This window comes from Nocardia harenae NBRC 108248 (genome assembly GCF_001612885.1).
In the GTDB taxonomy this organism is placed as follows: Bacteria; Actinomycetota; Actinomycetes; order Mycobacteriales; family Mycobacteriaceae; genus Nocardia; species Nocardia harenae.
In genome coordinates, this window is sequence record NZ_BDBH01000006.1 from 223016 (window position 1) to 246140 (window position 23125).

Here is a 23125-nt window from a genome sequence, read left to right on the forward strand (position 1 = left end):
ACAGCATCCTGTCGAACATGACAGGATGCTGTCAATAGCTCAGCCCAGCGCGTGGTCCAGGTCCGCGATCAGGTCCTCCACGTCCTCCAGCCCGACCGAGATCCGCACGACGCCGTCGGTGAGCCCGATTCCGGCCCGGCCCTCCGCGCCCATGGCCCGGTGCGTAGTGGTGGCCGGGTGCGTGATCAGCGTCTTGGCATCGCCGAGGTTGTTCGAGATGTCGATGACGCGCAGCCGGTTCAGCACCTCGAAGGCGCGCTTCTTGGCCTCGCCGTCGGCGGCGGCCAGCTCGAAGGTGACCACGGTGCCGCCGCCGCTCATCTGCGTGGTGGCCAGCTCGTGCTGCGGGTGCGTCTCCAGGAACGGGTAGCGCACCCAGCCGACCGCCGGGTGCCCCTCCAGGAAGCGGGCCACCTCGAGCGCCGCCTGGGTGGAGTGCCGGACGCGAAGCGGCATGGTCTCCAGCCCCTTGAGCAGGGTCCAGGCATTGAACGGGCTGAGCGCCGGGCCGGTGTGCCGCATGAGCGTCTTCACCGGGCCGTCGATGTACTCCCGCTCGCCGAGGATGGCGCCGCCGAGCACCCGGCCCTGGCCGTCGATGTGCTTGGTGCCGGAGTAGACCACCACGTCGGCGCCGAGCTCGAGGCTGCGCTGCAGCAGCGGGGTGGCGAAGACATTGTCCAGCACCACCGTCGCGCCCGCGGCGTGCGCGAGCTCGCTCACCCGCCGCACGTCGACCAGGTTCTGCATGGGGTTGGCCGGGGTCTCGAAGAAGACCGCCTGGGTGGGCACCGAGAGCGCCCGCTCCCACTGGTCCAGATCCTCGCCGTCCACGAAGACCGTCTGCACGCCCCAGCGCGGCAGGATCTCGTTGGCCACCACGAAGCAGGAGCCGAAGAGGCTGCGCGCGGCGACCAGCCGGTCACCGGCCTTCAGCAGCGCGCCGAGCGCGGTGAAGACCGCCGCCATGCCGCTGGCGGTGGCGAAGCACGCCTCCGCGCCGTCGATCAGCCGCATCCGCTCCTCGAAGACCGCGACCGTCGGGTTGCCGTACCTGGAGTAGACGAAGTGCTCGACGTCACCGGTGAAGGCCGCCTCCGCCGCCTCGGCGCTCTCGTAGACGAAGCCCGAGGTGAGGTAGAGCGCCTCGGAGGTCTCCTCGAACCCCGAGCGGCGCAGCCCGCCGCGCACGCCGAGCGTGGCCGGGCCGACACCCTCCGGCAGCGGCCGGTCGAAGGCGCCGCCGGTGATCACGACTGCCGCCAGGGCAGGCCGTCGGCGCGCCAACCGGCCGAGCCGCGGTGGCCCGCGCTGTCCAGCGGGCCCTCGAAGCCGTCGATGACGTTGTAGGAGGGGGCGATTCCGGCGCCGGTGGCCAGCCCGGCGGCGTTCGCCGAGCGCTGGCCGGAGCGACACAGGAACACGACGGGGGCCTCCGGATCGCGCCCGTCGAGCGCCCGGTTCAGCTGCTCCAGGAAGGCCGGATTGGGCGAGCCGGTGCCGTCCACCCACTCGATCAGCGCGGTCGGGCGCGCCAACTCGCTGGTATCCGGGACCCCGACGAACCGCCACTCCGCCTCGGTGCGGACGTCGATCAGCACCGCGGACGGATTGTCGCGCAACAACTCCCACGCCTGCTTCGGGGTGATGTCACCGGCATAACTCATGTCGAACCTCCTGTGAATCCACGCTTGCCGCAGGGAAATGCCGATACGGCCAGGTCGTCACCCGGAGCACCCCGCCGCGGAGGAGGGTTGCCGACCAGCCGAGCCGGGGCTTGGCGCTGGTTCTCATGACCTTGCGAACCGAGATTGCCCCGGGAAAGCGGGTGCTGTCAACACGGGTTCTCCCGCGTCCGGGCGCGTCATCCGCACACCAGCCAGCGGTCGCCCGCGCGGGTGAGGCTCCAGGTGGCGGTGGCCACGCGGCCGTCCACCCGCGTGGTCACCGTGATCCGGCCGCGGTCGCCCTGCACCACCGGATCGGCCAGCTCCGCGACCTCGATCTCGGTGCGCGTCTCCGGCCCGCCCAGCTGCTCGGCGAGCGGCGAGGCCGCCTCGTCGAAGCCGTCGCAGGCGGTGCCCGGCGGCGGCACCGTGTCGCTGCGGCCGCGCGCGTCGGCGTAGTTGCGCACCGCGGCGGCCAATTTGTCCGCCTCTGTGACATTCTTCTCAGCGGGCGAGAGCACCCCCGCGATCACGATTCCCACCAGGACCAGCACCGCGAGCACCCCGGCCGCCACGAACGGCACGATCGATCGGACTTCCGGCTCGGGGGCGTCGGGCTGCGGCTCGCTCATCCCTCGATGATCACCGATGACCTGGCCGGGCGGCGCACCGGCCCCGGCAGGATACGCGCTGCGTACCCGGGGCGCGGACCGAGCGGAGCAGGGCCGATAGAATGGGTGCTTGCGACTCGTGCCGGAGCCGCCCGCCGATGCTCCGGAGAGAATCGGAGCGCGGTCCCGGACCGATCTCAGGTTAGCCTGGGCTAACTAGACGCCAGATGAACGTATCGACCGAAGGTGCGCGTGAACATGACCGAACAGAGTGAGGCGGCCCGGCCGCTCCGCATTGCGATCGTGGGCGCAGGCCCGGCCGGGATCTACGCCGCCGACGCGCTGATGAAGTCCGACGCGGACGTCTCCATCGATCTCTACGAGCGGATGCCGGCGCCGTTCGGCCTGATCCGCTACGGCGTCGCGCCCGACCACCCGCGGATCAAGGGCATCATCACCGCGCTGCACAAGGTGCTGGACAAGGAGCAGGTGCGGCTGCTCGGCAATATCGACTACGGCACCGACATCACCCTGGACGACCTGCGCCGCTTCTACGACGCCGTGATCTTCTCCACCGGCGCCAATGCCGACCGCGCGCTCACCATCCCCGGCATCGACCTGGACGGCTCCTACGGCGCCGCCGACTTCGTCTCCTGGTACGACGGCCACCCCGACGTCCCGCGCACCTGGCCGCTGGAGGCCGAGAAGGTCGCGGTGCTCGGCGTCGGCAACGTCGCGCTGGACATCGCCCGCGTGCTCGCCAAGACCGGCGACGAGCTGCTCCCCACCGAGATCCCGCCGAACGTCTACCAGGGCCTCAAGCAGAACAAGGCCGTCGAGGTGCACGTCTTCGGCCGCCGTGGCCCCGCGCAGGCCAAGTTCACCCCGCTGGAGCTGCGCGAGCTGGACCACTCGCCCACCATCGAGGTGATCGTCGACCCCGCCGACATCGACTACGACGAGGGCTCCGAGGCCGCGCGCCGCCACTCCAAGCAGGTCGACATGGTCGCCAACACGCTCGAGCAGTGGGCCATCCGCGACCAGGGCAACCGCCCGCACAAGCTCTTCCTGCACTTCTTCGAGGCGCCGACCGAGGTGGTCGGCGACGCCGACGGCAAGGTCGTCGGGCTGCGCACCGAGCGCACCCAGCTCGACGGCACCGGCAATGTGAAGGGCACCGGCGAGTACCGCGACTGGGAGGTGCAGGCCGTGTACCGGGCGGTCGGCTACCTGTCCCAGAACATCACCCAGCTGCCCTTCGACGATCAGGCGGGCACCGTGCCGAACGAGGCGGGCCGCGTTCTGATCGACGAGAACGCCGACGGCAAGGCCCGCTACCTGCCCGGCACCTACGTCACCGGTTGGATCAAGCGCGGCCCGGTCGGCCTCATCGGCCACACCAAGGGCGACGCCAACGAGACCGTCGCCTGCCTGCTCGACGACAGCAAGGATTTCCCGCGCGCCGAGAACCCCGCCCCCGAGGCCGTGATCGAGTTCCTCGAGGGCAAGGGCGTGCCCTACACCACCTGGCAGGGCTGGTACCGCCTGGACGCGCACGAGCGCTCGCTGGGTGAGCCGGAGGGCCGCGAGCGGGTCAAGGTCGTGGAGCGCGAGGACATGCTGCGCGCCAGCGAGCCGAACAAGGTCTAGCTCGCGACGCCTGCCGGAACGCAGGAGTCCGGCAGGCGACAGCCGCGCCCACCTCGAGGCATTCTGTACACGTGTTCGATGCCCACGTCCACATCTTCGACCCGCGGTTCCCGCTGGCCGAGAACGAGGGACACCTGCCGTCCTCCTACACCATCGCGGATTATCGAAAGCGCATGGCGCGCTTCGACATCAGCGGCGGCGCCGTGGTCAGCGGCTCCTTCCAGGGGACCGACCAGAGTTACCTGAAGGCGGCGCTGGCCGAGCTCGGCACGGGCTGGGTCGGGGTCACCCGGCTGGACCTGGACGCCTCCGACGAGGAGATCCAGGAGCTGAACAAGGTCGGCGTGCGGGCGCTGCGGTTCAATCTGAAGCGCGCGGCCGGCGACATCACCCAGCTCACCCGGCAGGCGGTGCGCGCGCACGATATCGCCGGGTGGCACGTCGAGCTGTACATCGACGGTCAGATGCTGGCCTCGCTGCAACCCGTCGTCACCAAGCTGCCCGCGCTCTCCGTCGACCACCTCGGCATGTCCGCCGAGGCCGTGCCGTACCTGCTGGATCTGGTCGACCGCGGCGCCCGCGTGAAGGCCACCGGCTTCGGCCGTGTCCAGATGCGCGTCCCCGACACCCTGCGCCGCATCCACGCCGTGAACCCGCGGGCGCTCATGTTCGGCACCGACCTGCCGGGCACCCGCGCGGGCCGCCCCTTCCGCGACTCCGACGTCGACCTGCTCTGCGACGTCGTCGGCACCGACATGCACGCGGTCCTGGAGGACAACGCCCGCGCCTTCTACAAACTCCCCGCCCGCCGCCGCCCCGCCGGCTCCGACCCACGCCCCGGCCGCTGGCAGGCCGTTCCCGCGGACCCGCCGACCCTCCCCCTGCGCCGCGATCAGCTCCCCCCGCTCGACCCCAACGCCACGCTCCCGCTGCCGGTCATCGAGTAGCCGGCTCCCACCGCGCACGCCCCGGTGACCGATCGCGGTGGCCGGCTCAGGCCACGAACGCCCCGATCAGCCACACCCCGGTAGCGAGCAGCGCCCCGAACAGCTCGATCAGAATCGACAGCCCGACGCCCTTCAGCGCGTGCCCCGTCGACCTGCGCGCCTGCTGCTCGTTCGGCAGCCGCTGCAGCTCCGACAGGTACACCCCCAGCACGAACCCGAGCACCAGCCCGATCACCGGCACCACGAAGAACCCGATGATCCCCAGCACCGCCCCGATCAGCAACGTCCGATTCGGCACCCCCGCCGCCTTGATGTTCTTCCCCGGCCAGGTGTACTTCACCACGCCCGAGATCACCAGCAGGACAGTCGCTATCGCCAGGATCGTCCACGCCGTCGCACCGCCGGTGACGAACGCCCAGACGGCGATCGCTCCGAAGATCAGGATCACGCCCGGCAGGATCGGCACGATGATGCCGATGAGGCCGACCAGGATCACCAGGCCGACAAGGACCTCGCCCCATACGCTCACGCACGCATTGTCGTCTATGCACGGTTCGGGCGCACCCCGTCGGCTTGGCATCGCATTCCCGGCGCTGCCGATATAAAATTATGTATAATCGTGTCGTGACGGAGGCTCCCACACGCAGGCCAGTCGTCTTCATAGGTAGAGCATTGGAGGAGATCCGCGATTTCCCCTGGAAGCCAAGCACGATGCCGGGCACCACATCGACCTCGTGCAACAGGGCAAGATCCCGCCGGGCGCGAAGGCGGTGGCCACCATCGGCTCCGGCGTCTGGGAGATCCGCATCGCCGCGAACGACAGCTGGTTCCGCGTGTTCTATCTCGCCAACCTGGGCGGGAAGGTGTATATCCTTCACGGCTTTCAAAAGAAATCCAACCAGACTCCTCGGAACGCGGTCGAGACCGGGAGGCGACGCTATCGGATCGCGATCGAGGAGTCCTCGGCACCGGTCTGATCCCGACTCCTTCGCTTCCACGCCAACTGCATATGAACCACCCATCCCGCACCGCGCTCCGGTCATCGGTAGCGGGTCTTCCAACCGCTACGAGGCCGGTCCGGCCCCGTCGTAAGGGTGAGGCTTTATCCCATGACGCAACACGACGAGAACACGACTCAGGAGTACACATCCGTCTTCGACGCCTTGGCGGATACCCCCGCCGAGGCCGACAACCTGCGGGTGCGGTCGCATCTGATGAGCGCCATCAGTGACCGCATCGACGAGTTCGACTGGTCGCAGCGGGTGGCCGCCGACAACCTCGGCGTGACGCAGCCGAGAATCTCCGACCTCAAGAACGGCAAACTCAGCCGCTTCTCGATCGATACCCTGGTCAACCTGGCGAAGAAGGTCGGGCTGCACGTCAAGGTGGAACTCGTACCGGCCGATGGCCCATCTGGATCGGTGGAGGTTTCGTCGAGAGCGGATATCGCGGCACCGGTAGCGAGACCCGAGCACGTGTGCCGGTAGCCGCGCCGCCTGTGCCCACACGCTGGGGCACGTAGACCTCCCGCCCCTTGTTGTCATACTGTCAATACGAACGGCTGCGACGACGAACCGAGGTAGGGCGTGAGCACAGGAACCACCGGCAAGCAGGGCCCGCTCGCGGGCATCAAGGTGATCGAACTGGCCGGGATCGGCCCCGGCCCGCACGCGGCACTGCTGCTCGCCGACCTCGGCGCCGACGTGGTGCGCGTGCAGCGCCCCAATCTGCTGCCCGGGCACATGGATCGTCCGCAGTGGCGCGGCCGCACCATCGTGGAGGCCAACCTCAAGGATCCGGCCGAGATCGAGAAGGTGCTGGCGCTGGTCGAGAAGGCCGACGTCCTGATCGAGGGCTTCCGCCCCGGCGTCACCGAGCGCATGGGGCTGGGCCCGGACGTGGTGCTGGAGCGCAACCCGCGCGTGGTCTACGGCCGGATGACCGGCTGGGGCCAGCACGGCCCGCTCGCCGACCGCGCGGGGCACGACATCAACTACATCTCCATCACCGGCGTCCTGCACGCCATCGGCCGCAAGGGCGAGCGCCCGGTGCCGCCGCTGAACCTGGCGGGCGACTTCGGCGGCGGCTCGATGTACCTGGTCTTCGGCATTCTCGCCGCGCTGGTGGAGCGGCAGAGCTCCGGCAAGGGCCAGGTCATCGACGCGGCCATGGTGGACGGCGCGATCTCGCTCTCGCACATGATGTGGGGTATGCGCGGCGTCGGGGTGTGGTCCGAGGAGCGCGGCACCAACCTGCTCGACACCGGCATGGCGTTCTACGACACCTACGAGACCTCCGACGGCAAGTACATGGCCGTCGGCGCGATCGAGCCGCAGTTCTACGCCGAGCTGCTGAAGGGGCTGGAGCTCGACCCCGCCGGGCTCCCGCAGCAGATCGACCCGAACGCGCAGGACGAGCTGAAGAAGCTCTTCACCGAGAAGTTCAAGTCCAAGACCAGGGACGAGTGGGCCGCGATCTTCGAGGGCACCGACGCCTGCACCAGCCCGGTGCTCACCTTCAGCGAGGCCGAGCGGAACCCGCACCTGGTGGCGCGGAACAGCCTGGTCGACATCGACGGGGTGGTGCAGCACGCGCCCGCGCCGCGGTTCTCGCGGACGCCGCCCGAGGTGCCGAGCGCGCCGCCCACCGAGGCGACGCCGATCGACAAGGTCTGGGCGGAGTAGTCCGGCTCGCCGGTGGCGCGGAGTCGTCCGCGCCACCGGGAAGTTTTTCCACTGTGGCACAGGCGAATACGCACGCGCTCCACCCGCGTGGGCACCTTCGTTCGGGAGACCGAGCTGGATCGGCTCGCCGGTTGGATCCCGCCGGATGTGCCCAGCAGAAAGCTGATCTCGAAAATCCGTTCCTGGTGTTCCACGACGAGCTCGCGTTGGGGCCTCCTGATCTTTATCGTCATCGTTCTGAAGCCCTGGTGGAAAGGTGAGTAACCCTCAATAGGTGAGCGGCTGCAGAGGGTCGGCGGCGCGCGGAGTGAGGGCCTCGTAGGCGCTCGCGATCGACTTGACCGCCAGCCGCAGGTCCGCCTCCCGGTGCGTGTAGGGCAGGCGCAGGAAGCGCTCGAAGGCGCCCTGGACGCCGAAGCGCGGGCCTGCGGTGAGCAGGACGCCGTGGTTCGGGGCGGTGGCGGCGAGGGCGGTGGAGACCGGCGCGGGGAGCTGCGCCCACACCGACATCCCCCCGGTGCTCGGCGCGACCTTCCAGTCCGGAAGCTCCTCGGCGATCGCCTCCAGCAGCGCCGCCCGCTGGGCTCGGAGGTGACTCCGGCGCCGGTCGAGCAAGACATCGGAGATGCCCAGGAGGTGCACGAGGGCGAGCTGATCCATGACGGGGGTGCCGAGATCGACGGTGGAGCGGATGCCCAGCAGCTTGGTGATGAGCGCCTGATTGGTGCGGATCCAGCCGACCCGCAGGCCGCCCCAGAACGACTTCGAGGCCGAGCCGATGGTGATGATCTCCGACCCCTTCGCGAAAGCGGCTGCGGGGGGCGGGGGTGCGGAGTCGCCGAGGTCCAGCTCGCCCATGGATTCGTCGACGACGACGGTCATGCGGGTCTCCCTGGCGATGGCGGCGAGTTCGGCGCGGCCCTCGGCGTCCATGCGCATGCCGGTGGGGTTGTTGAAGTCCGGGATCAGGTAGGCGAGGGTGGCGGCGGTTTGCCGTGCGGCGCTGCGGATTCCGTCGAGGTCCCAAGCCTCGCCCGGCTCGTCGGGGCGGAGCGGGACGGGGACGGGGCGAGCGCCGACGTCGCGAATGGCCTCGATGCCGTTGGGGTAGGTGGGGTGGTCGATGAGCACCCGCGCCGCGGGCGAGGTGAGGACGTTGAGCAGCAGGCGGAGGCCGTGCTGAGCGCCGAGCGTGACCAGGATCTGGTCGGGGCCGGTGGGGAGGCCGCGCTCGGTGTAGCGGCGGGCGATGGCCTCGCGCAGCGCGAGCACGCCGACCGGGTCCATGCCGTGGGTGCCGAGGAAGGACGGGATGCCCTCGAGGGCGGCGGCGTAGGCCTCGCGCATCTCCGGCGGGGCGGTCATGGCGGCGTAGGTGAGGTCGATGGTGGGCTGCTCGGGCTGGGTCATCATGGCGAGGATGCTGCGGGAGGGTTTGCTGCCGTCGTGCTGGACGGCGGCGGGCAGCGCGACGGTGCTGCGCGAACCCTGCCTGCTGATCAGGTAGCCGTGCTCGCGGAGCAGCGCGTACGTGGAGGTGATCGTGGTGCGGCTGACGCCGAGCGTGGTCGCCAGGTCGCGTTCGCTGGGCAGCGCGACGCCGAGCGGGGCGCGGCCGTCGTGGATGAGCAGCCGGATGCCCTCGGCCAGAGCCAGGTAGGCGGGGCGGGAACCGCGTTTGCCCTCGGTGTCGTCGCCCGCGCTGCGCCAGTTGCCCAGGTCGCGGGTGAGGCTTGCCGCGCCGATCACTCTTGTCGCCATGGAGTCCAGTATTCGGTAAGTGGCTATGTATCGGCAAGTCCAGTTGGCGCATTCTCATTCTCATGACCGCACTTATCACCCTCTTCGCATTGGTCGGCTTCGGGTTGCTGGCCTACTACTACGCTCCGAGAGACGGCGAACCGCCCTGGTACCCGGAGCGCTTCCGTTCGTTCCCGGGGAACGATCCCGGGCCGTCCTCCTACGATCTGCACCGGCAGCTGGCCGATCTGGCTGCGCTGCGGGCCAGGAGGGAGGAGCAGTCCAGTTCGGCCGAGCGAACCGAAAGGTCCACTCGACGGGAAGTGGCCTGATTTCCTTCGGGCCGGTACGCGCCGAATGTGTCGGTGCGTACCGGCAGACTGGGGCCATGGGGACCGTCGTCTTCGATACCGAGCTGGGTGCGTGCGCGCTCAGCTGGCGTGGTGCCGCGGTGACCGGGTTCGCGCTGCCGGAGTCCGATCCGGAGTTGCTGCGGGCCCGGTTCACCGAGCGCGATGGCGTGCCGCCGGTGCGCGAGGCCCCGGCCGGGGAGATCGCGGACGCGGTCACCGCTATCCGCGGCCATCTCGCCGGGGAGCTGGATGATCTGCGGTGGATCGCGCTTGACCTCTCCGGGGTTCCGCAGTTTCATCGGGAGATCTATCGGATCATCCGAGAGGTGGGGCCGGGGCGGACCATCGGGTACGGGGAGGTCGCGGCGCTGGCGGGGGCGCCTCGTGGGGCGCAGGCCGTGGGGCGGGCGATGGGGCGGAATCCGATTCCGTTGATCATCCCGTGTCATCGAGTGCTCGCCGCCGACTATGCGCTGCACGGGTTTTCGGCGCCGGGCGGGATCGCTACCAAGCAGCGGATGCTCGCTGTCGAGCGGACGTCGGGGTTCGGGGAGCCGACGCTGTTCTAGGCGCCGCGGAACTCGATGTGGACGATCCTGGTGTTCTCGTCCCGGCCGTAGACGGTGACCTCGCGAATCATCAGCCTTCCCGACGACGAGGTGAACCAGCCTCCTGCCCCACCGCCACCCGATCCGACGATCCGGTGCCCGCGTCGGGCGAGCAGGACGGCGTACACGGATCGAGCGCGTGTGGAAATCGAGAGCGCTCGAGCATGAGGGCCAGGCCGGCCGCCGACGTCCGCACCGTGATCCGGTACGCCCGATCCCGGGTGATCTCGCGTTCGACGCGCAGCACGGTGGAGTCGGGCGGGAGAACCCGGTCGCCGTACTCGATCGCCTCCCGCGTGAATTCCGGGCTGGTCGACACCGTGACATCCGGGACCATCGCCCGATCGGCTACGTGGTAAAGCACCCGCTGGTTCACCCACAGTGCGAGCCCGGCCGACAGGCACAGGACGAGGAGCAGCGCCGCCCATCGGCCGATCCTGGTGAACGCCGAGGTCAAGGCAGTGGGTGCTCGCGGTAGAAGAGGCAGGGGTCGCCGGTGAGGGTGCCGTCCTGGCAGGCGAAGTAGGTCTGCAGGCAGGAGTTGGTGGTGCAGCCGAGCTGGAGTAGTTGCTCGCGGATGCGAAGGTTGCGGTCCTGAGGCGATTCGGACGGGGCCGGGGGTTCGGTTGTCACCGTGACGGCGCTCTCCTGGGTGCCGCAGCCGAGTAGGAGGAGCGCGGACGCCAGCAGCGGAAGCGTCCACCGGCCGAATGTTCGTAGCGATGCGTCCATGTCCCTCCCTCCGGTGTGGGAATACACCGTAGCGCTAAGTTCCAGGACCGAGAACCTTTCCCAGATCCGTCACCTGCAGATAGCCGCGAATACGTTCCCCGAACCGAGGAGCGGACGCCGCGCGGAGGGCCTCGGGTAGTGGCTTGCCCCTACGGGGCACCCAATAGCGCAGTTGCTCCTCCATCACCTGCCGCACCAGCTGCGGTGCGGAATCATCGACGAGCTCGAAGAAGTCGTCGGCACCGTAGACCTCGTACGTCACATACATGTGCAACAAGCGTGCGGTCAGGGGTGGAACGGCACTCAGCTCAGGACGTCGTGCCGAACGATCGTCTGGTCCCGCCCCGGCCCGACCCCGATGCACGAGATCCGCGCCCCGGACAGCTCCTCCAACCGCAGCACGTACGCCTGCGCGTTGGCCGGCAACTCCTCGAAGGTGCGCGCGTGCGAGATGTCCTCCCACCAACCCGGCATCTCCTCGAAGATCGGCTCGGCGTGGTGGAACCCGGTCTGCGTGGTCGGCATCTGCTCGACCCGCTCGCCGTCCACCTCGTAGGCGACGCAGATGGGCACCCGCTCCAGGCTGGAGAGCACGTCGAGCTTGGTGAGGAAGTAGTCGGTGATGCCGTTGACGCGGGTGGCGTAGCGGGCGATCACGGCGTCGAACCAGCCGCAGCGGCGGGCTCGTCCGGTGGTGACGCCGACCTCGCCGCCCTGCTTGGCGAGGAATTCCCCGTACTGGTCGAAGAGCTCGGTGGGGAAGGGGCCGGAGCCGACGCGGGTGGTGTAGCACTTGAGGATGCCGAGCACCGTATCGATCTTGTTCGGCCCGATCCCCGCGCCGACGGCGGCGCCGCCCGCGGTGGGGTTGGACGAGGTGACGTAGGGGTAGGTGCCGTGGTCGACGTCGAGCAGGGTGCCCTGCGAGCCCTCCAGCAGCACGGTCTCGCCGCGCTCCAGCGCCTCGTTCAGCTGCAGCCTGGTGTCGGCGATGCGGTGGGTGAAGCCGGCGGCCTGGGCGAGGACCTCGTCGACCACCTGCTGCGGGTCGAGCGCGCGCCGGTTGTAGATCTTGACCAGCACCTGGTTCTTGAATTCCAGTGCGGCCTCGACCTTCTGGGTGAAGATCTTCTCGTCGAGCACGTCCGCCACCCGGACGCCGACGCGGGCCACCTTGTCCTGGTAGCAGGGGCCGATGCCGCGGCCGGTGGTGCCGATCTTCTTGTTGCCCAGGAACCGTTCGGTCACTTTGTCGATGGCGACGTGGTACGGCATGATCAGGTGCGCGTCGGCCGAGAGCAGCAGCCCGGAGGTGTCGACGTCGCGCTGTTCCAGTCCGGCCAGCTCGTCCAGCAGCACACCGGGATCGACCACGACCCCGTTGCCGATCACATTGGTGACGCCGGGGGTCAGGATGCCGGACGGGATGAGGTGCAGCGCGAACTTGTCACCGTTCGGAAGCACCACGGTGTGGCCGGCATTGTTGCCGCCCTGGTACCGGACCACCCACTGCAACCGCTCACCGAGCAGATCGGTCGCTTTGCCCTTTCCCTCGTCGCCCCACTGGGCGCCGATCAGGACGATTGCCGGCATGGTGCTGACTCCTACGGTTCGAGGCGCAGCACCCGCTGTGCTGCAGCTACCTGCCGTACTGGGGCGGTGGCCGGGAGGACAGTCTAGCCGACCGCCCTCGCGCGGCCTCCGAACCGCTGTTCTCCCCGCTGTGGCGCGCGCGGCTAAGGTGGCACGGTGCGGACGGCGTCGGCCGGTCGCGGCGGGCGTCGTTCGGACCGAGGAAGGTGTACGGCCACGGTGAGTACCCACGTTCTCCGCTGCGCGGACGCGCCCGTCCCGATCGCGCTCGCCCCGCTGCCGACCACGCAGACCGACCCGGTGCCCGCCACCTCGGTGGTGGACGAGCTGCTCCCGGTGCTCGCCGCGGACAGCCAGCCCCGGCTCATCGTGCTCGGCCCCGACGCGGCGCTGGCCGCCGTGCTCACGCACCTCATGCGGACCGAGCGGTTGCACGTCGAGATCGGCTACGTGCCGGTGGAGCGGACCTACGGCTCGCGCGCCTACCAGACCGGCACCGGCAATGCCGCGGCGAAGCGCGCGCTGGAGGGCAGGGCCGCCGAGACCCCGCTGATCCGGGACGACACCGGAACCGTGCTGGTCGGGCGCGCCACGCTCACCGGGCCGGAGGGCGCTGCGCTGAAGGGCGAGGTCTACGTGGACGAGCAGCGGCTCTTCACCGGGACGGTCCCGGCGCTGCTGGTCTCGCCCTCGATCGAGGAGCCGGGGGTGCGGGCCTGCGTGCGGCGCCGGTTCCGCAGGCGGTGCTGGCTGGCGGGCCGGGCGGCGCAGCTCGGCACGGTGGGCGCGGTGGTGACCAGGGACGGCGTCGCGAGCGACCGGGTGGTCAAGCGTGCCAGCTTCTACCGGCACCACGAGCCCTGGCTGCTGGTGCGATGAGCCTGCCCGCGACCAGGCGCGCGGTGCGCCCGAGCCCGATCTTCCTGCTGGTCCTCGCCATCGCGATCGGCGGCGGGGTGCTGGCCTGGACCGCCGAGCTCGACTCGGTGCAGGCCAAGGCAGGCGTCTTCACCCTGGTGGTGGCAGGTTGGGTGGTGACGCTGTGCGTGCACGAGTTCGCGCATGCCTACGCGGCCTGGCGGGCGGGTGACCGGGAGGTCGAGATCCGCGGGTATCTCACGCTGAACCCGCTCAGGTACAGCCACCCGCTGCTCTCCATCGGGCTGCCGATCGTCTTCATCGCGCTCGGCGGGATCGGGCTGCCGGGCGGGGCGGTGTACGTGCGCACCGACTTCGCGTCCAAGCATGTGCAGCGGCTGATCTCGGCGGCCGGGCCGCTGGTGAACCTGGCCTTCGCGGTGCTGCTGCTGGCGATCGTGCGGCTGTTCGGCAGCTCGAGCGAGCACGCGGCGTTCTGGTTCGGGCTGAGTTTCCTGGCATTCCTGCAGGTCACGGCCACCCTGCTGAACAGCCTGCCGATTCCGGGGCTGGACGGGTACGGCGTGCTCAAGCCATCGCTGAGCTACCGGACGAGGCGCGGGCTGGAGCAGTTCGAGCCGTTCGGCATGCTGCTGGTCTTCGCGCTGCTCTTCACGCCTGCGATCAACGCGGTCTTCTTCGACGTCGTCTACTGGCTCTTCGAACTCTCCGGCGTGCCGGATATCTGGTCCCGCTACGGCGGCTACCTCACGCGGTTCTGGATCTGAGGGCGGGCCGCCCGGCTCACCGGGGAGGAGCCGGGCGACCCTGTTCGGCCGGCGGGATCCCACCGAGGTGGGAGCGCGGCCCCGCCGTCCGAAGTTTCGGGCCGAGCACCCCTCGTGGCTCGGCCCTACCAGAACGTTAGGGATTCGGCGCCGCCGGGACGCGAGTAGCGCACTACTCGACTACTCCACCGGGCGCACGTACGGGTTCTCCACCGTTGGCGGCAGCAGTGCGATGGCCGAGATCCGCTTCATTCCACAGACCTGCATGAGATCCACGACGGCTGACCTGAGCTGCGCGAACACCACGTGCGCGGAGAGCCCGGCGCCGGCGACCAGCTCCGGGCGGGCGGCCTTGGCGATGGTGCGCAGTACCCTGGCGGCCTCGGCCTGGTCGGGCTGCTCGCCCGGGTCGGCGAGCATCATCCGGCGCATGACCTCGACGGCGTGGCCGAGCTGCTCGACGGCGTCGATGAGGCGCTGGTCCAGGATCTCGTCGTCGCGGATCAGGGTGAGCGAGCGGCGCAGCAGGACCCGGACATTGCGCACCGCGTTGTCCAGCGGGTCGGCGGTGGCATCGACGCGCTCCAGCCGAGGGCGGGAGTTCCAGTACAGCGGGGAGATGCGGCTGATCTCCCTTCCGCCCTCCAGGGTGGAGCGCAGCGCGTCGATCTGCGGCTGGGTGGCGCGCATGGCGGTGAGCGCGCCGCGCACCTTCTCCTGGTCCTGCTCCAGCAGGCCATCGGCGCCCTGCAGCAGGGCATCGCGGGTGACGGCGAGGACGTCGGCGGCGTGGTTGCGGGCGCGGCGCACCGGATGCAGCGGGATCGCGGCCACCACGACCACCCCGACCAACCCGCCGACCAGGGCGTCGATCATGCGGGAGAGATCGCCGCCGGAGGCGGGCGGGAGCAGCGTCGCCACCAGCACCGCCGAGCCGGCGGCCTGGATGGAGATGATCGAGCCGCCGTCCAGGAAGATCGCCAGCGCCATGGCGGTCGCCACCACCAGCGCGATCTGCCAGACGCCGGTCCCGACCTGGGAGATGAAGACGTCGCCGATACCGATGCCGACCGCGACGCCGACCACCAGCTCCACCGAGCGGCGCACCCGGGCGCCGAACGAAATGCCGATCGAGACCACCGCCGCCGTTGGCGCGAAGAACGGCTGCGGGTGGCCGATCACGGTGTGCGCGATGAACCAGGCCAGCGCGGCGCCGACCGAGCACTGCAGGATCGGCAGCGCCGAGGTGCGCAACCGGGCCGCGGAGCGGCGGAAGCGGTCCGCGGAGCTCTGCCCCGCGGCCCTGACCCGATCGCGCGCCGCCGCCACCGGCGGGTCAGTCCAGGCCGAGCTCGGCCGCCGCCCGGGGATCGCAGTCCTCGAGCAGGTCGAGGCAGCGCGCGTGCTCGTCGCTCTCGCCGACCGCCTTCGCGGCCCTGGCCAGCGCGCCGACGCTGCGCAGGAAGCCACGGTTCGGCTCGTGGCTCCACGGGACCGGGCCGAAGCCCTTCCAGCCATTGCGGCGCAGCAGGTCGAGGCCGCGGTGGTAGCCGGTGCGGGCGAAGGCGTAGGCGGCGACAACGTCGTGGTTCACCTCGCCATCGCCCGCGCGCTCCAGCGCCGCCTCGGCCAGGCGCGCCCAGGCGATGGAGGCCGACGGGTGCGCGGCCGCGACGACGACCGGATCGGCCCCGCCGTCCAGCGCGTCCTCCGCGTCGTGGAGTTCCGGAAGCAGGACCGGCTGCGGGCCGAGCAGATCACCGAACGAGGTCATGGGGATCATTGTGCACCGCTCCCGGAAATGCTCGATAGGCTGGCGCGCAACTCACAAGACCTGGCCTGGAACGAGGGGTAGTAGGTGTCCCACCCGAACGACGAGAAGAACCCGGTATCCGGAGATTCCGCGCCTACGGAGGCTATTGCCGCGCAGGGGGGTGATGCGGTTACCGAGAAGGTGGAGGTGCAGGGTTCTGCTGCGGGGCAGGGGGATACCGGGGCGCGGGAGGCGGCTGAATCCGCGCGGACGCAGGTGTCCGGTGAGGCGCCGCAGGGAGCGGGCGATAGTGCGCCTGCTGGGCAGGAGTCCGGGGGCGGGCGGTCGGCGGGTGGTGCGGCGCAGGGGGCGCGGCCGGAGCCGGGTGATGCGGCGGCCGGCGGGGTGCCGGGCGCAGCCGCTGGTGCTGCGCAAACGGTGAGTGATGAGGCTGCGGGTGGCGAGGCCGCCGGTGGCGACCGGCAGGGAGCTGCGCCGGCGTCCGGTGGCGAGGCGGGTGTGGCGGCTCCGCAGGAGTCGGGCGGGGCTGGACCGTCGCCCGGGGCCGGCGGTGGCCAGGTTCCCGCTGAGCCGAAGCCTGCGCAGGGCGCGAGCAGTGCCGCCGCGGGCGGAAACAAGCCGCCACAGGCGCCGGAACCTGCGCGGGGCGCGGATAACGCGGGTGCCCCGCAGGGCGCTCCTGCGCAGGCACCCGGACGGGCCGGAGCGCCGCAGGGGCCCGGTTCGCCCCAGGGGCCAGGGGAAGGCAAGCCGCCGCAGGCGCCTGCCGAGGCTCGGTCACCGCAGGGACCTGCCGGTGCGCCCCAGGCACCCGGCGGAAACCGGCCGCCGCAAGCGCCGGAGGGAAACCGGCCGCCGCAGGGTCAGCCCACGCCCGGCTCGGCCCAGGGGCCGGGCGGGAACCCGCCGCCGCAGGCACCCGCCGGAGCCAAGGCACAGCAAGGCAGCGGTTCGCTTCAGGAACCTGGTGGAGCCAAGGCGCCGCAGGCGCCCGCCGGGGGCGCCCCGCCGCAAGCGCCGAGCGGGCCGCGGGCCGGCGGCGGGACGCCACCGCACGCCAACGGCACCACTCCGCCGCAAGCGCCGAGCGGCACCCCGCCACGAGTCGGCGGCGGCGCACCGCAAACGCCCGGCGGAACTCCACCGCAGGCCAGCGGGGCTCCGCAGGCACCCGCACAGCCCGGCGCCAAGCCTCCGCAGGCTCCCGCCGGGGGCAAAGCGCAGCAACCCCCGACCCCCTCGGGCGAACAACCGCAGGACGCCACCGCCAAGACCGAGAAGATCGCGCGCCCCGAGGCGAAGGACAACTCGGGCGACGAGACCGTCGCGATGCGCGTGGTCCCGGCCCCGGGAAATGCCGACGCCCCGACCCAGGCCTTCCCGGTCCAGCAGCAGGGCGGCCCGGACGGGGCCACGCAGCGCATCCAGCGCACCGACCGGGTGCCCGGCGCGGTCCCGCTGAGCAAACCGCCGACCACCCCGCGCCCGGCCCCGGGCCCGAAGCAGGCCGGCGCCCAGCGCCCGGCCGGCCCGAACCAGGTCGAGGAGACCCGCCCGTCGGACCCGCAGCGCCCGGCCGAACCCCGCCAGGTCGCCTCCGCCCCCTCCCCCGCCGACATCCAGCCGACCCGCCCGGCCCAGCAGCAGCAGCGCCCCATCGCCCCGCCGCAGCGGATCGAGCCGCAGCCGCAGCAACCCGCAGAACAGGGCGGTGGCGGGAAGAAACTGCTGCTGATCGGCGGCGCGATGGTCGTGGTGATCGTCGCCCTCGTGGCGATCATCGCCGCACTGGCGGGCGGCGGCGAGGACTCGCCGGAGACCCAGGTGCGGAACGCGATCGCGAAGTACACCTCATCGCTGGACCAGGGCGACCTGGCCGGGCTGCGCGAGTCCACCTGCGGTGCGCTGCACGACTACTACCAGGGCATCTCGGAGCAGGATTTCGCCGGTGTGCACCAGGTCTCGCAGCAGTCGGGGAGCATCCCGGTGGTGGAGAAGGTGGACGCGGTGCGGGTTACCGACGGCACCGCGCTGGCCCAGGCGACGGTGTTCATCCGCTCCGATCCGAACACCAAGACCGAGCGCACCTTCGACCTGCAGCGCACCGACGCGGGGTGGAAGGTCTGCGAGCCGCCGACCGGGGCCTCCTGAACCCCGAGCAATCACTGACCGTTCACGCCAGTAGCATCTCCGCATCATGCGCGATCAGACGACGACGCTTTCGGGAGTTAGGGACGTGGCGCAGACACCGACGCTCACCGGGCAGCGGTTCCGGGTACGGGACCGCTACGAGGTGGGGCGCGAGAAGATCAGGGAGTTCGCCAGGGCGGTGCAGAACGGGCACGGCGCGCACCACCGGGAGGCGGAGGCGGCGGCGCTCGGGTACGGCCGGGTGCTCGCCCCGCCCACCTTCGCCTCGGTGATCGGCCTCGCGGCGACCCGCGCGCTGCTCGACTCGGTGCTCACCGAGTACGACATCTCGCAGATCCTGCAGACCGACCAGGTCTTCGAAATCCACCGCCCGCTGCTCGCGGGCGACTCCATCGCCAGCGAGCTGCTCATCGATTCGATCCGCAATTTCGGCGACAACGACTTCGTCACTGTGCGGTTCGCGCTCAGCAACGAGCAGGGCGAGGTGGCGGTCTCCGGCACCACCACGATCGTGGCGCGCCGGGGCGCCGAGGTCGATGCCGACCTGGTGACGGCGGTGGAGAACATCGTCATGCACTCGCGCCCGATGGAGCAGGTAGGCGCGCTGGACGAGAGCGAGGCGCTGATCCCGCTCGGCATCGGCCCGGCCCCGGCGAACCCGCCGCGCCGGGAGCGGGCGCCGCGCACCGTCCCGGACTTCGCGGCGCTGGCCACGGGCGACGAGCTGCCCACCGGCACCGCCCGGCTCACCCGCGGCGACTTGGCGAACTACGCGGGCGTCGCGGGCGATCCGAACCCCATCCATTTCAGCGAGTACGCGGCCAAGCTGGCTGGGCTGCCGACGGTGGTGGCGCACGGCCTGCTCACCATGGGGCTGGCCGCGGGGTACCTCACCGACTGGCTCGGCGATCCGACCGCGATCGAGAAGTTCAGCGTGCGGTTCTCCGGCTTCGTCCCGGTGCACACGACGGCGCCGAGCACGGTCGAGTTCGGCGGCCGGATCAAGTCGCTGGATCCGGAGCGGCGCTCCGCGACGGTGCTGCTCTCCGGGACCTCGGAGGGGCGCAAGCTCTTCGGGCGCGCGGTCGCCGAGGTCCGGCTCGGCTGATCAGCCGAGCTCGGCGTGCATCAGGTAGACGTTGTAATCGCTCCAGGTGGTGATGGTGAAGTAGAGGTCACCGCCGCGCGACCACGGGTGGATGAAGCCGCCGTAGAGCTCCGGGTAGTCGAGCACGCTCACCGTCGGCGTGCTCGGTGACCAGACGCCCTGCGGCGAATCCGCCTCGCGCAGCACGATGGCGGCCTTGGCGGTGTCCAGGTAGCTCATCTGCCAGACCTCGCGCTCGGCGTCGAACCGCACCGAGAGCTCGCCCGCGGGCGCGTCGACCACCGGGGTGGCCGCGGCGCCGCCGCCCACCGGGGTCGCCGCGGCGGCGCCGCTTGTCGGAACCCAGGCCCCGTCCTTCCAATATTGGTAGGCGGTGGTGTTGAGCACCTGCTCCTTCGGCACCCTGGCCAGCCCGACGGCGCCGAGCCTGGTGTTCGGGGTGCCGAACAGGTAGACGTACTCGCCCTGCGGCACCATCGCGCTGACCTGGAAGTTCGAGACGCCGAAGATATTGTCCCAGCGGGCGTGCGGATCCTCGGTCCAGGTGCTTCCGCCGTCGTCGGAGTAGGCGATGCCGCCGTAGTTGGTGTAGAAGGTGCCGGGCGCGCTGTGCCAGGTGCGGATCGACATGTAGCTGAGGAACTGCCGGGAGCCGATGGCGAAGCCGGAGGTGGGGATGGTGGTGATCTCGACGTTGTCCAGCTTGCGGCTGGAGAGGATCTCGGCGGCGTGGCAGCGGGAGTCGGTGACCATGCGGTCGAAGGTGACGCCGTCGCTCAGCTCCCGGTCGGTGCTGAAGGCGAGGACATTGCTGCGCCAGTCGCCGCCCATGCCACCCGGCGGGTGGAAGCCGTTGCCGACGGTGTCGCCGAAGGCCATGGCGATCTCGCCGGGCGCGCTCTCCCACATGATGCCGAGGTCGGTGCCCTCCACCTGCCAGCGCTTGTCGGTGCGGTTGATCGAGGAGGCGCCGGTCTGCTTGGCGACCTCGCGCACCTCCCCGACCCGCGGCGCTGCGGGGGCGGGCGACTGCGGGGCCGGGTCGACCGGCGGCTGCACCGGTTCCGGCGCGGGCGGTTGCGGCGGCGGGACGGCGCCGGGGGCGGGCAGCGCGAAGTAGAAGGGCTGTGGGTTGAGCAGCAGCTCCGGGATGCCGAGGCGGCGGGCGACGCTAGGCGGCGGGTCCGGCTGGTCGGTGAGGTCGGGGCAGGGGTTGTGGCAGGGATCCTCGGGCAGCACCGTCTCCTGCCGGACCGGTTGCGGCGCGGGCGGTTCCGGCGGGAGCACGGTGACGACCGGGTACGGGATCGGCACCTCGAGCGTCTTCGGCACCAGCGGCTCGTGCACCGGCGGCGGGTCGGTGGCACAGGGGCCGGTGCCGGGTGCCCGCGCGGGTTCCTCGGCGGCGGCCGGGCCGCTCGCCAGCACGCCGGCGGCGCAGAGCACCGTGCCGAGCACCGCCATCGTCCGCATCCCCGCAGACCCCGTCATCAGCGCAGTTCCCCTCGTCGGCACAGCGAACCGGACCCGATCGCGAGAGACCCTACCGGCCGCGCCGACCCGGCACTCGCCGGACTCCTCCGCTTGCGCCCCCGCCGAACCGCGTCCGGCCGTCCGCCCGCTCAGCGATCGGCGTGAAACGTGAGCACGGTGGCGCCGATTCGGACCCGGTCGCCGTCCGCGAGCGGCGCGCCCTCGTCGATCGCCTCCTCGTTGATGAAGACGCCGTTCGCCGAGTTCAGGTCCTTGATCAGCAGCCCGGCCCTGGTCGGGGTGATGGCGGCGTGGTAGCGGCTGGCCTTGGGATCGTCCAGCACCAGGTCGTTGTCGGTCATCCGGCCGATCCGGATGCCGCTCGGCGGAATGAGGACGGCCCGGCCGTCGGCGAGCCGCAGCTGCCCGCTGCGCACGGTGCGCGGGGTCTCGGTGACGGTCTCGGTCATGGCCGCGGCGAGCTGGTCGGTGCGCCCCCGTTCGGCCGCCTGCAGCGGCTCCTGGCGCAGCACCCGCTGTTCCAGCTCGATGAGCGCGGGGCCGGGGTCGATGCCGAGCTCGTCGGCGAGCACGGTGCGCACCCGGCGGCAGGCGTCGAGCGCGTCGGCCTGCCGGCCGGAGAGGTAGAGCGCGGTGATGAGCTGGCCCCAGAGCGGCTCGCGCAGCGGGTGCTCGTTCGTCACCGCGACCAGCTCGCCGATCACCGAGGAGGCACGGCCGCAGGCGATCTCGGCGTCGAACCGGGCCGAGGTGGCGAGCAGCCGCTCCTCCTCCATGGCGGTGGCGAAGCTGTCCGCGAACTGCAGCCCGGCCAGGTCGGCCAGCGCCCGGCCGCGCCACTCGCGCAGCGCGGCGGCGAAGTGCTTGGCCGCGCCCGCGTGGTCGCCCGCCTCAGCCGCCCGCGCGCCCGCCTCCCGCGCCGCCTGGAAGCGGCCGAGGTCGCAGCCCTCCTCGGAGACCTCGAGCCGATACCCGGACGCCTCGGTGCGCAGCACCAGCGCCGGGTCGATACCGGAATTGCGCAGCGCCTTGCGCAGATTCGAGACGAAGACCTGCAGGCTCGCGGAGTAGGAGTCCGGCGGGTCCTCGTTCCACACCATCTCGGCGAGCGCCGACGACGAGACGGCCCGTCGCCGGTTCACCGCGAGCGCGGCAAGCAAGGCCCGCGGCTTGGGCCCGCCGAACGCCACCGGCACACCGCCGACGAGCAGTTCGACGGACCCGAGCACGCGCACATCGAGACTCATCTGCTCGAGCCCTCGTGGAATCAGGGGGTCAGGCGCTGATCGACTTCCCCGCGGACCTCAGATCATTGCACGCCTCGACCACGCGCGCCGCCATCGAGGTCTCGGCCTTCTTGAGGTAGCTGCGCGGGTCGTAGACCTTCTTGTTGCCGACCTCGCCGTCGATCTTCAGCACACCGTCGTAGTTCGAGAACATGTGGGCGGCCAGCGGGCGGGTGAAGGCGTACTGGGTGTCGGTGTCGACGTTCATCTTGACCACGCCGTAGTTCAGCGCCGCGTCGATCTCGGACTTGAGCGAGCCGGAGCCGCCGTGGAAGACGAAGTCGAAGGGCTGCGCGTCGGCGCCGAGCCCGAGCTTGGCGGCGGCCACCTTCTGGCCCTCGGCCAGCACCTCGGGGCGCAGCTTCACATTGCCCGGCTTGTACACGCCGTGCACATTGCCGAAGGTGGCGGCGAGCAGGTACTTGCCGTTCTCGCCCGCGCCGAGCGCCGCGATGGTCTTCTCGAAGTCCTCGGCGGTGGTGTAGAGCTTGTCGTTGATCTCGGCCTCGACGCCGTCCTCCTCGCCGCCGACAACACCGATCTCGACCTCGAGAATGATATTGGCCGCGGCGGTCGTCTTCAGCAATTCCTGGGCGATCTCCAGGTTCTCGTCGATCGGCACCGCCGAGCCGTCCCACATGTGCGACTGGAAGAGCGGGTGCTGCCCGGCGTTCACGCGCTCCTGGGAGATCGCGATCAGCGGGCGGACGAAGGTGTCCAGCTTGTCCTTGGGGCAGTGGTCGGTGTGCAGCGCGATGGTGACGCCGTACCGCGCGGCCACCACGTGCGCGAACTCCGCCAGCGCCACCGCGCCGGTCACCATGTCCTTGACGCCGAGGCCGGAGCCGAATTCCGCGCCGCCGGTCGAGAACTGGATGATGCCGTCGCTGCCCGCGTCCGCGAAGCCCTTGATGGCCGCGTTGATCGTCTCCGACGACGTGCAGTTGATGGCGGGGAATGCGAAGGAGTTCGCCTTGGCCCGGCCGAGCATCTCGGCGTAGACCTCCGGAGTCGCGATAGGCACTGGTGAGACCTCCGTGTTGAGCGGCACTGGCTGAGTGCGGCGAAAGAGACACATATG

25 protein-coding genes and 1 riboswitch are annotated in these 23125 nt (G+C 70.8%); of the genes, 11 read left to right on the plus strand and 14 right to left on the minus strand.

The window, feature by feature from the left end:
• Positions 1-39: 39 nt before the first annotated feature.
• The 3 genes from NH2_RS15390 to NH2_RS15400 form a co-directional block, all read right to left on the minus strand.
• A complete protein-coding gene (locus NH2_RS15390; protein WP_067654047.1) occupies positions 40-1254 on the minus strand; it encodes an O-succinylhomoserine sulfhydrylase in 1215 nt (404 codons plus the stop codon).
• The gene (locus tag NH2_RS15395) at positions 1251-1667 is read right to left on the minus strand and encodes a rhodanese-like domain-containing protein (RefSeq protein ID WP_067654050.1); all 417 of its coding nucleotides are present in this window, start codon (positions 1665-1667) and stop codon (positions 1251-1253) included. The genes NH2_RS15390 and NH2_RS15395 overlap by 4 nt, the downstream gene beginning before the upstream one ends.
• A 15-nt stretch (positions 1668-1682) precedes the next feature.
• Positions 1683-1798: riboswitch (SAM riboswitch) on the minus strand.
• A gap of 66 nt (positions 1799-1864) precedes the next feature.
• Complete coding sequence (locus NH2_RS15400) at positions 1865-2299, minus strand: Rv0361 family membrane protein (RefSeq protein ID WP_067654053.1); 435 nt, start codon at positions 2297-2299, stop codon at positions 1865-1867.
• A gap of 237 nt (positions 2300-2536) precedes the next feature.
• Here NH2_RS15400 and NH2_RS15405 point away from each other — a divergent pair, with 237 nt between their 5' ends.
• Complete coding sequence (locus NH2_RS15405) at positions 2537-3928, plus strand: FAD-dependent oxidoreductase (RefSeq protein WP_067654187.1); 1392 nt, start codon at positions 2537-2539, stop codon at positions 3926-3928.
• 71 nt (positions 3929-3999) lie between these two features.
• A complete protein-coding gene (locus tag NH2_RS15410) occupies positions 4000-4875 on the plus strand; it encodes an amidohydrolase family protein (protein ID WP_067654056.1) in 876 nt (291 codons plus the stop codon).
• 46 nt (positions 4876-4921) lie between these two features.
• On the opposite strand, the gene NH2_RS15415 is transcribed toward NH2_RS15410, so the two are convergent.
• A complete protein-coding gene (locus NH2_RS15415) occupies positions 4922-5404 on the minus strand; it encodes a DUF456 domain-containing protein (protein WP_067654059.1) in 483 nt (160 codons plus the stop codon).
• Between the two features lie 166 nt (positions 5405-5570).
• Between NH2_RS15415 and NH2_RS15420 the strand changes: the two genes are divergently transcribed.
• From NH2_RS15420 to NH2_RS15430, 3 genes are all read left to right on the plus strand, one after another.
• On the plus strand, positions 5571-5852 hold the full coding sequence (locus NH2_RS15420; protein WP_084505567.1) for a type II toxin-antitoxin system RelE/ParE family toxin: 282 nt from the start codon (positions 5571-5573) through the stop codon (positions 5850-5852).
• A gap of 132 nt (positions 5853-5984) precedes the next feature.
• A complete protein-coding gene (locus NH2_RS15425; protein ID WP_067654062.1) occupies positions 5985-6362 on the plus strand; it encodes a helix-turn-helix domain-containing protein in 378 nt (125 codons plus the stop codon).
• Between the two features lie 99 nt (positions 6363-6461).
• Positions 6462-7559: a CaiB/BaiF CoA transferase family protein gene (locus NH2_RS15430; RefSeq protein WP_067654065.1), complete on the plus strand. Its 1098-nt coding sequence runs from the start codon at positions 6462-6464 to the stop codon at positions 7557-7559.
• 267 nt (positions 7560-7826) lie between these two features.
• On the opposite strand, the gene yczR is transcribed toward NH2_RS15430, so the two are convergent.
• Positions 7827-9320, minus strand: coding sequence for a MocR-like transcription factor YczR (gene yczR, locus NH2_RS15435; RefSeq protein ID WP_067654068.1), 1494 nt, complete (start codon positions 9318-9320; stop codon positions 7827-7829).
• Positions 9321-9382: 62 nt separating this feature from the next.
• Here yczR and NH2_RS15440 point away from each other — a divergent pair, with 62 nt between their 5' ends.
• On the plus strand, positions 9383-9631 hold the full coding sequence (locus tag NH2_RS15440) for a hypothetical protein (RefSeq protein ID WP_067654071.1): 249 nt from the start codon (positions 9383-9385) through the stop codon (positions 9629-9631).
• A gap of 56 nt (positions 9632-9687) precedes the next feature.
• The gene (locus tag NH2_RS15445; protein WP_067654074.1) at positions 9688-10221 is read left to right on the plus strand and encodes a methylated-DNA--[protein]-cysteine S-methyltransferase; all 534 of its coding nucleotides are present in this window, start codon (positions 9688-9690) and stop codon (positions 10219-10221) included.
• Between the two features lie 70 nt (positions 10222-10291).
• Here NH2_RS15445 and NH2_RS15450 read toward each other — a convergent pair whose 3' ends face one another.
• Genes NH2_RS15450 through NH2_RS15465 form a run of 4 tightly spaced genes read right to left on the minus strand, consistent with a single transcriptional unit; the run spans position 10292 to position 12585 of the window.
• On the minus strand, positions 10292-10717 hold the full coding sequence (locus NH2_RS15450; RefSeq protein ID WP_067654076.1) for a hypothetical protein: 426 nt from the start codon (positions 10715-10717) through the stop codon (positions 10292-10294).
• Positions 10714-10992 carry a hypothetical protein gene (locus tag NH2_RS29520; protein WP_218021711.1) on the minus strand — a complete coding sequence of 93 codons (279 nt, stop codon included), beginning with the start codon at positions 10990-10992 and terminating at the stop codon, positions 10714-10716. The genes NH2_RS15450 and NH2_RS29520 overlap by 4 nt, the downstream gene beginning before the upstream one ends.
• A 34-nt stretch (positions 10993-11026) precedes the next feature.
• Positions 11027-11260 carry a hypothetical protein gene (locus tag NH2_RS15460; protein ID WP_067654080.1) on the minus strand — a complete coding sequence of 78 codons (234 nt, stop codon included), beginning with the start codon at positions 11258-11260 and terminating at the stop codon, positions 11027-11029.
• Between the two features lie 35 nt (positions 11261-11295).
• On the minus strand, positions 11296-12585 hold the full coding sequence (locus NH2_RS15465; protein ID WP_067654082.1) for an adenylosuccinate synthase: 1290 nt from the start codon (positions 12583-12585) through the stop codon (positions 11296-11298).
• Between the two features lie 219 nt (positions 12586-12804).
• Here NH2_RS15465 and NH2_RS15470 point away from each other — a divergent pair, with 219 nt between their 5' ends.
• A complete protein-coding gene (locus NH2_RS15470; protein WP_067654084.1) occupies positions 12805-13464 on the plus strand; it encodes a hypothetical protein in 660 nt (219 codons plus the stop codon).
• A complete protein-coding gene (locus NH2_RS15475) occupies positions 13461-14231 on the plus strand; it encodes a site-2 protease family protein (protein WP_067654086.1) in 771 nt (256 codons plus the stop codon). The genes NH2_RS15470 and NH2_RS15475 overlap by 4 nt, the downstream gene beginning before the upstream one ends.
• Before the next feature lie 180 nt (positions 14232-14411).
• On the opposite strand, the gene NH2_RS15480 is transcribed toward NH2_RS15475, so the two are convergent.
• Complete coding sequence (locus tag NH2_RS15480) at positions 14412-15560, minus strand: FUSC family protein (RefSeq protein WP_067654088.1); 1149 nt, start codon at positions 15558-15560, stop codon at positions 14412-14414.
• Positions 15561-15567: 7 nt separating this feature from the next.
• Entirely contained in the window at positions 15568-16005 is a 438-nt protein-coding gene (locus tag NH2_RS15485; protein WP_067654191.1) for a DUF3151 domain-containing protein, read from the minus strand.
• A 1329-nt stretch (positions 16006-17334) separates the two neighbouring features.
• Between NH2_RS15485 and NH2_RS15490 the strand changes: the two genes are divergently transcribed.
• Together NH2_RS15490 and NH2_RS15495 are read left to right on the plus strand one after the other, a co-directional pair.
• Entirely contained in the window at positions 17335-18156 is an 822-nt protein-coding gene (locus tag NH2_RS15490) for an Rv0361 family membrane protein (protein WP_174552836.1), read from the plus strand.
• 85 nt (positions 18157-18241) lie between these two features.
• Positions 18242-19264: a fused (3R)-hydroxyacyl-ACP dehydratase subunits HadA/HadB gene (locus NH2_RS15495; protein WP_369690048.1), complete on the plus strand. Its 1023-nt coding sequence runs from the start codon at positions 18242-18244 to the stop codon at positions 19262-19264.
• On the opposite strand, the gene NH2_RS15500 is transcribed toward NH2_RS15495, so the two are convergent.
• The 3 genes from NH2_RS15500 to fbaA all read right to left on the minus strand — a co-directional run bounded on the left by NH2_RS15500 (position 19265) and on the right by fbaA (position 23068).
• Complete coding sequence (locus NH2_RS15500; protein ID WP_245650588.1) at positions 19265-20755, minus strand: glycoside hydrolase family 183 protein; 1491 nt, start codon at positions 20753-20755, stop codon at positions 19265-19267.
• A 131-nt stretch (positions 20756-20886) separates the two neighbouring features.
• Positions 20887-22005, minus strand: a complete 1119-nt coding sequence (locus NH2_RS15505; RefSeq protein ID WP_067654094.1) for a BTAD domain-containing putative transcriptional regulator — start codon at positions 22003-22005, stop codon at positions 20887-20889.
• Positions 22006-22033: 28 nt separating this feature from the next.
• Positions 22034-23068: a class II fructose-bisphosphate aldolase gene (fbaA, locus tag NH2_RS15510; protein WP_067654095.1), complete on the minus strand. Its 1035-nt coding sequence runs from the start codon at positions 23066-23068 to the stop codon at positions 22034-22036.
• Positions 23069-23125: the final 57 nt, after the last annotated feature.